Here is a 10,945-nt window from a genome sequence, read left to right as displayed (position 1 = left end):
CAGCATTGCCTCTCTCTACGAAACGTTTGAACCTCAAGAAGCCAGAAGACTGGCTGAACGACTTGATATACATTACACGCCCAAGCACGGCAGTTGGCTGAATATGGCCGAGATTGAACTCAGCGTGCTTAAGGGGCAGTGCCTTGATCGCCGGATCCCTGATATGGCAACAATGCAGGCCGAAGTGACTGCATGGGAAAAAGACCGAAATAACTGTACCAATAAGATTGACTGGCAATTTACAACAACTGATGCCCGGATCAAGCTGAAGAGGCTTTATCCGAACTTTTAAATGTTAATAGGTACTAGGTATTCGGCCACTATAAACCACCTGAAAGGAGCATGGAGAGATGAAAACAACAAAAAAATTGGCTGGCAGGATCAATTACAAAGGGAATGACGAACTCTACCCTTCTGAAGTCGTTTTTTTAAACGGCTGCAAAGTGCGCCTGGCGTGCTCGGAAGATGGGAAGCTGTATCTGCAGGTCGATTATGACTAATCATCGGCTGAATACTGTCAGTCATTGTACTGCATCACAGCAGAAATAAGCTGCTGTCTGGGCACATTGCCCATTGAGCAACAACAATCCCTTACTTCTTGGGGCAGGTCCATGGACCTGCCCTTCGGTTTTGCATCATTAACGACTGATTAAGAAACCTGCAGGTATTTGGGAGGGTGAATTGAGCCTCCGTAAGAGATGTCATCCTGATCAGGTATTGCTTGCGACAACAGCAGACAAATAATAGCCAATCCGAAGAGATAACTCTGTGGCGGCTCTCTGGACCATCGGAACCAGTTCGTTCAGCATTCTTGCTTCGCTGAAACGGATGGCAGGGCCGGAAACGGTTATCGCACCAACCACACACTTGGTATAATCACGAATAGGTGCTGCAACACCCCTCACTCCCAGATCCAGTTCTTCATCCTCCAGGGCATACCCTTGCCTGGCAATTGTTTCCAGATGGTTATCGAACTCGTTTCGATCAGTGATGGTATTCGGCGTATATTGCTTGAATTCCATGAACGGAGGATAAGTCTGTTGCTTTTTGTCGATTGCTCCGGCAAGCAGCACTTTGCCGGCGGCCGTGCAATGGACAGGGAGCATTAATCCTGTCTTCGGAACAATGCGAACTGGAAGAGTGGATTCGACGGTGTCGAGGTAGACGACGTCTGAACCTTTCAGCACAGCAACGTAGCAAGTTTCATTGCAGTCGACGGTCAACGATTTCAGTACCGGCATTGAGTGGTGGTGGAGCTTCAGCTGCTTGATGACCGTCTGCGCGAGCTGCAGATTCTTGGGTCCAAGCCGGTAGTTTCCCGTATCCTTGTTCTGTTCGATAAAACTACGGGACTCCAAGGTTGAAAGAAGTCTGAATATGCTGTTTTTATTGAGTTGCAGACGCTTACTCAAATCGGTGACGCCAAGTTCTTCCACTTTGTCTTTGAATTGCTCCAGAATGTCAAAGGCGTGTGCTACCGACTGAATCAAGTAAGCGGATTTCTGCTTCTTCATGATTGAACTCACGGTATGTATATCAAGGTATTGCGGTTTATAGTCGCAACATAGGCAAAAGATCCGCTCATGGTGCCCCCCGAAAACGGGGAGCGTCATGAGCGGCAACGAATTGCTAACGAAGCCAAATTCGACATTAGTTTGTGTGTGATCAGCCTATTCAGGGACTTGAACGGTCTGGCAATTTACCGTGGTTATTTCATCTTCAACGGTATCCTCAATGGCTGCAGTCACGTTGCTGAGCATAAAGTGAGAGAGAGCAGGAATGAGGATGAGTGCGCCGAACATGTTCCAGAGGAACATGAAGGTGAGCAGTATCCCCATGTCGGCCTGGAACTTGATCGGCGACAGCGACCAGGTGATGACCCCGCCGGCCAGGGTGATCCCCACCAGGCCAACTACCTTGCCGGTAAACTGGACTGCCTTCTGGTACGCCTCGCCCAGCGGCATTCCCTGGCGCTGGTAGGTAAGCTGCATGCTCAGCAGATACAATGCATAATCGACCCCGATTCCCACCCCCAAGGCAATCACGGGGAGGGTGGCGACCTTGACGCCGATACCCAAGCCCACCATCAGTGCTTCGCACAGGATTGAGGTCAGGGCAAGCGGGAGAACTGCTACCACCACAGCGCGCCAACTGCGGAAAGTAATGAAGCAGAGAATGATCACCGCGCCGTACACGTAGAGGAGCATGGTGCGGTTGGCCGCCTTGACCACGATGTTGGTGGCCGCCTCGATCCCGGAACTACCTGCTGCCAGCAGGAACTGCCGATCCTTGGTGGCGTGTGTCTTGACGAACTCTTCCGCAACGTTCAACACCCGGGCCAGTGTCTCGGCCTTGTGATCGGACAGGTAGGCGATGACCGGCGTGACCGATAACGTGCTGTTGGCGATATCCGGGTTATCGGAGAACGCCTGCCCTCCGCAGTAGTTGAGCACGTCCTGATTGCGGTTGATGGTATACCACTTGGGACTACCTTCATACGTGCCTGCCGTTACCACACGAATCGAGTCGGCCAGAGTGACCGTGGCCTGTACGCCGGGAACCTGCTGCAATGCCCAGGCGAGCTGGTCGGCAGCGATGAGCGGTTCGTACTTGATGGCACCCTCCTTGGGCGTTTTCAGTATCACGGCAAACTGATCGCTGGAAAGGGAGTAGTTGGACGTGACAAAGGCGTTGTCCCTGTTATAGCGGGAGTTGGAGCGCAATTCCGGGGCTCCGGGGTCCAGGTCGCCGATCTTCAGGTTGAGGCTGACGATGAAGCCGGCCACGGCCAGTACCGCCGAGATCGTCACCGCCCGGGTCGCCCACCGCTTTTCGGTGAAGTGGTCCAACAGGCCCCAGATGGCACCAGCTCCCTTGCCAGTGCTTTCGTCGTCTTCTTCCCGCAGGGTGCGACTGGCCGCCTTGAGGCTGACCCCGGTGTAGGAGAGAAAGACCGGCAACAGGAGGAGGTTGGTAAGGATGAGCCCGGCCACCCCGATGCTGGCGGTCAGCGCCAGGTCCCTGATGACCGGGATGTCGATCATCATCAGGACGGCAAAGCCGACCGCGTCGGCCAAGAGGGCCGTCAGCCCGGCCAGGAACAGGCGGCGGAAGGTATAGCGCGCCGCTACCAGTTTGTGGGTGCCGCGCCCGACGTCCTGCATGATGCCGTTCATTTTCTGCACGCCGTGGGAGACCCCGATGGCAAAGACCAGGAACGGGACCAGGATGGAGTAGGGGTCGAGTTCGAATCCCAGCGTAGTGACGATCCCCAGCTGCCAAATGACCGCCACCACCGAGCAGATGATGACCAGGGCCGTGCTCCGGATGCAGCGGGTGTAGAGGAAGATCACGATGGCGGCAATCAGGGCGGCCAGGGCGAAGTAGGTCATGACCTGCATCAGGCCGTCGATCAGGTCGCCAACCAGTTTGGCAAAACCGATGATATGGACCTTGATCTCACCCTTCCCCATGGTCTCGTATTTCATCCGGATATTGCTTTCGACCTGCTTGGAGAAGGTACTGTAGTCGAGACGCTTGCCGGTGGTGGGGTCCGTATCGAGAAGCGGGACAAAGACCATGGCCGATTTGTAGTTCGTCCCCAGAAGGCTCCCGACAATGCCGGAACGGCTGATGTTCTGCCGAAGCTTCGCCACCTTCTCTGCCGAGCCGTCGAAGTTGTCCGGCATGACCGGACCACCTTGGAAACCTTCCTCGGTGACCTCATTCCAGCGGACCGCCGGTGTCCAGATCGATTTCACCCAGGCGCGGTCAACACCGGGAGTAAGCACCAGGTCATCATTGATCTGGCGCAGGATATCCAGGTACTGGGGATCGAAGATGTCCCCCTTGGTATTTTCCACCACCACCCGGATCGAGTTTCCCAGTCCCCTCAGATCCTGCTTGTTCGCCAGGTAGTTCTTGATGTAGGGGTGGCTCTGGGGGAGCATCTTTTCGAAGCTGGCGTTGAATACGAGCTTTGTCGCCTGGAAGGCAAGCACCAGGGTGACGACGATGCATACGGCCATCACGACCGGTCGGTTGTTGAAGATCAGCCGCTCCAGCCAATTGCCGGAGTTATGGTCGAACTCCTTGATATCCTTTACAACCGGCATTTCATCCATTTTTCCAGATCCCACTGCCATTTCAGTTCTCCCTGTCGTGTAACTGCTTCAGGCCGTTAGGCTGAAGACTGTCAGTCCCGATGTCCAGGGCACTTCAGCCTCAACGCCTGAGCAGTTATTATTTGATTTCTTGCACCTGCACGCCACGTTGGCCAACCAGCGCCATGGTATTCCCGCCAATGGAGGCAACCCCGGCTGCGGGGGTCGGTTGATTGATCTTGATCTGGCTGAAACTTGCCCCGTTGTCACCACTTACAAGTACATGCCCCACCTGGCTCACCAGCACGATCCGACCATCCTCGGTCAGGGCACCACCCATCAAGCCGCTGGTTACGCCCGTTTCCACTTTTTGCCAACGGTTTCCGCCGTCCCGGCTGCAAAATGCATTGCCTCGCATGCCAAAAGCGACCAGAGCACCGGATTTGCCCGTGATGCCGAAGAACGTGCCCACATACGGGGTCTTGATGGCCTTGAACCGCTCACCTTTCGGGTCAAGCTTGAACACTGTTCCCTGCTCGGCGGTGAGGAACAGCTCTCCACCTACGGGGCGGATCGAGTACAGGTGAAAACGTTTCGGGTTATCGATCCGATCGTACCAAGGGATCCAGCTTTTACCGCCGTCTGTGGTACGGAATATGAGGCTGAAGGCACCGACGATGAAACCGGTGGTTTCGTTTTCGAACCAGACATCGAGAAACGGCTTGTCCGGGCCCTGATCCGCAATCTTTTTGATATCATCCGGCAGAATTGCCGTATCGGCGGTAGCCGGTTTGCCGGTAGGAGGTGGGGCACTGTCCGTGTAGCTATTCACCAGGGCCTGGGCCGCGGCCCGGCCGTCGAACTGCCTGGTCCAGGTGGCGCCGCTGTCGGCACTATGCAGCACTACTCCGTCGTGTCCTACTGCCCACCCCTTTTGGGGGGTGGGGAAATGCACGGCAACGAGGTCGGAGCTGACCGGCACTATTGCCTGGGTCCAGTTCTTCCCCTGATCATCCGAGTAGACGATGTGGCCGCGCTGCCCGACCGCTACGATACGCTTGCCGGCCAGAGTGGCGCCTATCAGTAGGGACTTCGCGGCTAACGTGCTTTTGACTGCCGGGGTATCAAGCACATCCTGGAACGATACCGTGGCAAGGACCATGGATAAGGGCAGGACGATGGATATCAGTGCTATGAGTAGAGTTCTCGATTTCATATCTTCTCCCTGGTGTGACTGATGTTGCGGAACTACGTGAATCTTTCCCGAACCGACGACGTAATGGCGTTCAGAGTTCAATAGGTAGCCACGAGGCTGCTTTTTGCAATGTGATAGGGGTTGCGCTCCCTGCTGACGCATCTGCAGGGAGCGCAACTGCGTTATAGGTTAACGGATACCCATGCCTGCCAGGGCGTCAGCCGTCCAATAGCTTGCCGGGAACGGTTTGCCGGGGTAGAGGATACCCTTTTTCCCCGGTACCAGTAAGCAGTTCAGGGCATATGAGTTGGTAACCAGGTCGGTAACGGAATAGGTATCCCCGAACGGGCTCAGTGCGTCGTAGCTTGGGGTAAGATAGGTCATCCCAACCCGGTAGAGCTGCCCGCGGCCATCGTATTCGTCGCTCAGGTTGGCGGTCCAACTGTCTTCATCCAGATAGTAGACCCGCTTGCTATAGAGATGGCGCTTGCCCGGCTTCAATGTCCCTTCCACCACCCAGACCCGGTGCAGTTCCCAGCGAACTATTGAGGGGTTCGGGAAATTCTTTGACAATACGTCCTCATGTTTGCTGCCATAAATCATCTTGTAGTTGTTGTACGGCACATACATCTCTTTTTTGCCGACGAGCTTGAAATTGTACCTTTCCATGGAACCGCTGAACAGGAAGATGTCGTCCCACACATATGCACCGCCGGTAAGTGAACTGGGGGTGTCAAAGGAGAGGTCCGGCGCCAGCTTCGTCCTTCTCTGCCCGGGGAGATACTGCCACGCCTTCCGCTTCTCATTGTACGGGTCGATTGGGTCGATGATCAAAGCCCCCTCGCCAACCCGCCGGGCAGGCCCCTGATAGTTGAACCTGATCATGTAGTAGTTTTTGGCACTGGGCTTTGACGGATCGTAATACGGGTATTCCTCGATGACATTACCCGAGGACTGCATGGTGGGAATACCATTGGAATCCACGGTATATGACGAGAATTGGACATCATAGGTCAGACCGTTGTAACGCGTCAGGTGGTTCCACATCGCTTCAAAGCCATCATTCGGGATCGGGAAGGGGAAACCTGCATGGGCGCCGGTAAACGTCAGGCCGCCGCTAGTGGTCTTGGCTGTGGTGGCGTGCTTAACGGTGTTGTCCAGTAAGGACTTGGGGAAGGCCGACGATCGGTGGGTCTTGTAGACCTCGAGTCGGTAGGCCGGGTACTTCTTCAACATCGCCTTGACCCCTTCGGACAGCTTGTCCGAGTACTGTGCCATGTTCTTGGCACTGATGGAGAACTGCGGCTTATCGCCGGCAAACGGGTCGGGCCGCCAGCCGCTCCCCTTCTTGAATCCGGCTGGAGGCGTGGTGAGCCCGCCGGTGTACTCGGGAATGGTCCCTTCCTTGTTGCCGGCCTTTTCGGCCCCGACCAGGGTCAGGTTCTTGCCGAGCTGCGCCGCCTTGTCCGCGGATACCGCCCCAAATGCCAGTCCTGCGCTGGCCAGGGTCAGACACCCTGCCAGTATGCTGTTGCGTATCAACATATCGTTTCTCCTTTGGTTAGAATGTGGCTTTCAATGTCAGAGACAACAGGTCTCGGTCCCTGAGCAGGGCGATCATCCCTTGGGCGCCTTGACCGGGATCGGCAAGACCCGGCGGTAGCACCTGACCACCGGCATTCGGATGAACCGTGCCGAAGAAACTGGCATAGGTCAGATCGATCTTATACTTGGCAAAAACGTCAAAGGAGAGTCCGGCGCTGTAACTGCCAACCCCCTCGTTGCCGCCGAGGGCGGTCGCGGCATTGCCGTGCATCCCCATGGAGAAGTTAAGCGGCATGGCCATATCTACCCCGGGCAGTACCTGTTTCCACTCCGGAACCAGGTTGACCGTTACTACTGAGTTGTCACGGGTGGTTGCGTCGAGGCCAACGTTGGTGGGGCCGCCCATCAAGTTGGTACCGGCGCTGCCAGTGAAGTACTGGGCATTTTCACTGACCCGGTTCCAGCGGCCATAGGCGAACTCCAGGATCGCCGAACCGGTATCGAACAGGGGGGTCTTGGGCAACAGCGTCAGGAAGTTCACCACCGCGTGCATGGTGTCGCCACGGGCACCGGCCGGGGAAAACCAACTGCTCGTCAGCGGCATGTTCCGGCGGTAGGAGATTTCCGAACCGACGCTGACCCCCAGGATCTGCTTGGCAAAGCTGATCCCGTACAGGCTGATGTTGGATTTGTAGTCATTGTGATAGCCGCTGGCATCCATGAGCACCTGCGGCATCTTGTCGGAGAAGTTGCGATAGTGGAAACCCAGGGTCCCGTTCAGCCATTCGGGACTGTAGGCCACCTTGAGCCCCCAGTCGCGCGCATCGCTGGGCCGGCGGTCGCCGCCGTTAGGAACCCAAACTAATGGTGGTCCGCCCGGTGGGCCCGGGAATATGAAGGACTCGCCGCTGTTCATCAGACCATCAACCATCCCCAGATAACTCCCCCCCTCGGGAAAGATGTTGGACTCCCATTCCAGGTAGTACTGGCCGGCAATAGTCAGTTCCTTGGTCGGCTGGATCTGTACCGAGACCTGATTCAGCGGCCGGAAGATCTCCTTCAGCTCGACGCCGGGCATGGCCAACGCCTTGGCCATATCGATCGGCGATTGAGCGTAGGAGATCCCGTTGGCACCGGCTCCCGGGAAGAACGCCTCACCCCAGTAGATCGTATGCCGACCCGCCCGGACGTTGATCGGCACGTCACCGGCGTCATACTTGCCAAAGACGAAGGCGTCCAGCAGTTCTCCGTCCGGCCCGCCAAAGCGGCGCTTGGTGTACTGATTCAGGCCGGTTGAGGGGGTACCTTTTTCAAGATGGTTTGAGAACATGGCTGAGTTGTTATCCAACCCCGCCTTGTAGATCGGGTCGTACCAGAGGGCACCGCTCAAGCGGAAGCCAAAATCCTTTTTGTAGACCAGATCGGTCTCGGTGAGGAGATCCAGGCGACTCGAGACAATCCCCACATCGAAGTTGCGGTCACCGTCGTTGTTGTTGGCACTACCGGCAATGTCCTTGCTCTGCCCTTTGAGACGCTGGGCCAGGGTGTATCTGAAGGTGTTGTCCCAATGGATTACGACGTCTTCGTTGTCCGTCGGGATCTCGAACGCTTCGGCACTGCCGCATATACTCATTGCTGCGACCAGCGCCACTGCCAGACACTTTTGCCGGCAGATGAGCCGCAGACCATGCTTTTGATTCTTTATTGTATATTTCATCACCATCTAAACCCTCCTGTCGAATTTTGCTTATAACCAAGAACTAATATCCCCGTTACGGCTCTCCTTTCTCGATAAACGACACTGTATCTGTATGATTAGCTGTTATGTCGTTTAGCGCAAAATGGTTACCAGTGGAACATTGTGCAATAGCGTTATTAACTTCTGTGTCAGCATTGTCATTGGTTGATAAGTTAGTTACTACATCAATATTGAATAAGTGACTGTTTCTGATCATGCGCCCGCATATCCATAATGATCTAACGCTTTGTCCTGTTTAGGGTGTCGCAGTACCATTACGGACAACTCAGTTCGTTCATGTATCATCAACTCGATCTGATGGAACGGGCACGGATGCGGGCTTGGTTGAAATTGCTTCAGTTGTGCAATGCTGACAATAAAGCACGGCTTGTGCCAAACGCTGTTTGTAATAGTGGTATAAGGTCTGCGATAATTGCTCGGCTGTGACGGTTTGGAAATCTAAAAGTAAATATAAAACAACTATATATAGCGTTTAGCGTTGTCGCGTGGTGTGGCAGAATGTTGTTTTTATATGTAGGTAGATTTGAAGTGTCGGAGGGTGTTTTGTTGGTTGGATGCGGTTAATGTTGCGTGTGAGTGATTGAGTATATTGATGTTTTACACGAAGAATGGAACATTTTAGAGGATTCAGGAGATATTATCGTCCCAGCAACCGTAGAGGTCACGAAGTTTAATTATTTTAGAAATAGGTCCAGATAAACTCTATTCTTTTATGAAATAATAAAAAACTAGAGATTTGATATTTCTGGTTCAGGTGTTAAAGGATACAAATTTGATAAGTGGTAACTAGCTTAAATATGCTTGATTGGCTGATTCGGCGGTGATCGTGCTTAGAAATAGACCAAGGTGAATATTGGGTAGAGGATTCACGTTCACCATTATTTAGAGAATTTTGCCGTCGTATCGTAACACTCACAATCGTAACACTCACCTGTTTCTGTATGAAGAGTTGGTTAAAGAGAATGAGATTGATAAGTTGCAATATTATCTTTTTATCAAAAGTTTGCGACTAATCTGCCACACCATCGAGAATCATTAATTTCGGTATATAATAAGAAAGTATTTCCAAAAGATATCTTTAGATTAGTAAGTTGTACGGATTCTCAAATGCGACATCCAATTTTATTCAACTGGGCAATTTGGGGCAGCGAAAGGTGTATTTGCGATTGATAAAGCCTTTTTTATGAAAAAAATAACTAAGTTTGTCGTGACTAGATAGCAGCGAGAGGAGCAATGCGTGGAGGTTGTTAACTACAATTGACTGTTATTGCGGTATTTTTTGGTGTATAACTCAGCCTGGTCTGATGCGGGACCTATTGTGATGGCTTTCTATGAAGGCTTGGAACTTGCATTGTAAAAGAATGTTTTACTATTTTGTGGAGGAGACCTTTATGAAAAAAAGAGTTGGCGTAGTTCTTTCCGGCTGCGGGGTTTATGACGGCAGCGAGATTCACGAGGCAGTCTTCACCCTTTTGGCTATTGATCAGAATGGTGCCCAAGCGGTCTGCATGGCTCCTGATATTGAATTGGAAGAAATCAATCACCTTTCCGGTCAACCTACCGGTGCCAGGCGTAATGTACAAATCGAATCAGCCCGTATCTCCCGTGGAAAGATCAAGAATATAGCAGATATCAAGTCCAGTGATCTGGATGCCATCATCTTTCCCGGTGGTTTCGGGGCTGCCAAAAATCTCTGTGACTTTACCTCCAAGGGAGCAGATGCGTCCATACAGCCGGATGTGGCCAGACTACTGCAGGAGATGGCTGCGGAGAAGAAGCCGATCGGTGCGATCTGCATCGCCCCGGCCCTGATTGCTGCAACTCTTGGCAAGCAATACACTCCTCAACTTACCATTGGCACCGATGCCGGAACTGCAGCGGCAATCAATGCCACCGGCAGCAGACATGTGGCCTGTCCTGTTCGGGATTTTGTCCTGGATAAAGAAAACAAGATTGTCTCCACTCCTGCCTACATGCTGGCCGCACGGATTTCGGAGACGGCAGAAGGAATTGACAGGACTGTGAAGGCATTGTTGGAACTTCTGAGTAACTTAACCATAGGTGGTTGAATTTATGGGTTTTATGTCAAGCCATTTGACCCTGTACCGGGACCAGTTCAAAACCGAGTTGTTGTGCTTTACGTTTCAGATTCTGTACGACTCGTGAGCGGTAACGCTCCTCATAATGATCCTGACCAAGATCTGCGTACGACGTCCTGTTCTTCAGCATGGAGTACACCAGTCTTGCGAGCTTATGTGCAGTTGCCGTTATGGCCTTGGATGCTCCCAGCCGTGCTCTCTGTCGACGGATGTATCCCCCCAAGGCGCTCTTTGATCTGATCAA

The 10,945-nt window shown here is 53.3% G+C and carries 8 protein-coding genes; 3 read left to right on the top strand and 5 right to left on the bottom strand.

All coding sequences use genetic code 11. The features are described 5' to 3' along the window. Both JN12_RS19910 and JN12_RS20605 read left to right on the top strand, forming a co-directional pair. On the top strand, nucleotides 1-292 hold a 292-nt coding region (locus tag JN12_RS19910), incomplete at its 5' end, for a transposase (protein WP_211360596.1). Between the two features lie 58 nt (nucleotides 293-350). Next, nucleotides 351-500 (top strand): hypothetical protein, encoded by a 150-nt coding sequence (locus JN12_RS20605; RefSeq protein WP_170242094.1) that lies wholly within the window; start codon nucleotides 351-353, stop codon nucleotides 498-500. A 210-nt stretch (nucleotides 501-710) separates the two neighbouring features. Here the strand turns inward: JN12_RS20605 and JN12_RS19905 are convergent, their stop codons facing one another. From JN12_RS19905 to JN12_RS19885, 5 genes are all read right to left on the bottom strand, one after another. Next, nucleotides 711-1,517, bottom strand: a complete 807-nt coding sequence (locus tag JN12_RS19905; protein WP_145026165.1) for an IclR family transcriptional regulator — start codon at nucleotides 1,515-1,517, stop codon at nucleotides 711-713. 153 nt (nucleotides 1,518-1,670) lie between these two features. Beyond that, nucleotides 1,671-4,145, bottom strand: coding sequence for an efflux RND transporter permease subunit (locus JN12_RS19900; RefSeq protein ID WP_145026162.1), 2,475 nt, complete (start codon nucleotides 4,143-4,145; stop codon nucleotides 1,671-1,673). 97 nt (nucleotides 4,146-4,242) lie between these two features. Further along, on the bottom strand, nucleotides 4,243-5,319 hold the full coding sequence (locus tag JN12_RS19895) for a WD40/YVTN/BNR-like repeat-containing protein (RefSeq protein ID WP_145026159.1): 1,077 nt from the start codon (nucleotides 5,317-5,319) through the stop codon (nucleotides 4,243-4,245). 168 nt (nucleotides 5,320-5,487) lie between these two features. Next, nucleotides 5,488-6,843 carry a DUF1329 domain-containing protein gene (locus JN12_RS19890; protein WP_145026156.1) on the bottom strand — a complete coding sequence of 452 codons (1,356 nt, stop codon included), beginning with the start codon at nucleotides 6,841-6,843 and terminating at the stop codon, nucleotides 5,488-5,490. 16 nt (nucleotides 6,844-6,859) lie between these two features. Then, nucleotides 6,860-8,560: a DUF1302 domain-containing protein gene (locus JN12_RS19885; RefSeq protein WP_211360595.1), complete on the bottom strand. Its 1,701-nt coding sequence runs from the start codon at nucleotides 8,558-8,560 to the stop codon at nucleotides 6,860-6,862. A gap of 1,433 nt (nucleotides 8,561-9,993) precedes the next feature. On the opposite strand from JN12_RS19885, the gene elbB reads away from it, so the two are divergent. Continuing rightward, on the top strand, nucleotides 9,994-10,671 hold the full coding sequence (gene elbB / locus JN12_RS19880; RefSeq protein WP_145026150.1) for an isoprenoid biosynthesis glyoxalase ElbB: 678 nt from the start codon (nucleotides 9,994-9,996) through the stop codon (nucleotides 10,669-10,671). The last annotated feature ends 274 nt before the right edge of the window (nucleotides 10,672-10,945 follow it).

Source organism: Geobacter argillaceus (assembly GCF_007830735.1).
In the GTDB taxonomy this organism is placed as follows: domain Bacteria; phylum Desulfobacterota; class Desulfuromonadia; order Geobacterales; family DSM-12255; genus Geomobilibacter; species Geomobilibacter argillaceus.
This window is presented reverse-complemented; position numbering and strand designations above follow the sequence as displayed.

Coding starts and splice junctions, on each gene's coding strand:
- JN12_RS19885 (WP_211360595.1), bottom strand. CDS start 8,560: ATGAAATATACAATAAAGAATCAAAAGCATGGTCTGCGGCTCATCTGC.
- JN12_RS19900 (WP_145026162.1), bottom strand. CDS start 4,145: ATGGCAGTGGGATCTGGAAAAATGGATGAAATGCCGGTTGTAAAGGAT.
- JN12_RS19895 (WP_145026159.1), bottom strand. CDS start 5,319: ATGAAATCGAGAACTCTACTCATAGCACTGATATCCATCGTCCTGCCC.
- elbB (WP_145026150.1), top strand. CDS start 9,994: ATGAAAAAAAGAGTTGGCGTAGTTCTTTCCGGCTGCGGGGTTTATGAC.
- JN12_RS20605 (WP_170242094.1), top strand. CDS start 351: ATGAAAACAACAAAAAAATTGGCTGGCAGGATCAATTACAAAGGGAAT.
- JN12_RS19890 (WP_145026156.1), bottom strand. CDS start 6,843: ATGTTGATACGCAACAGCATACTGGCAGGGTGTCTGACCCTGGCCAGC.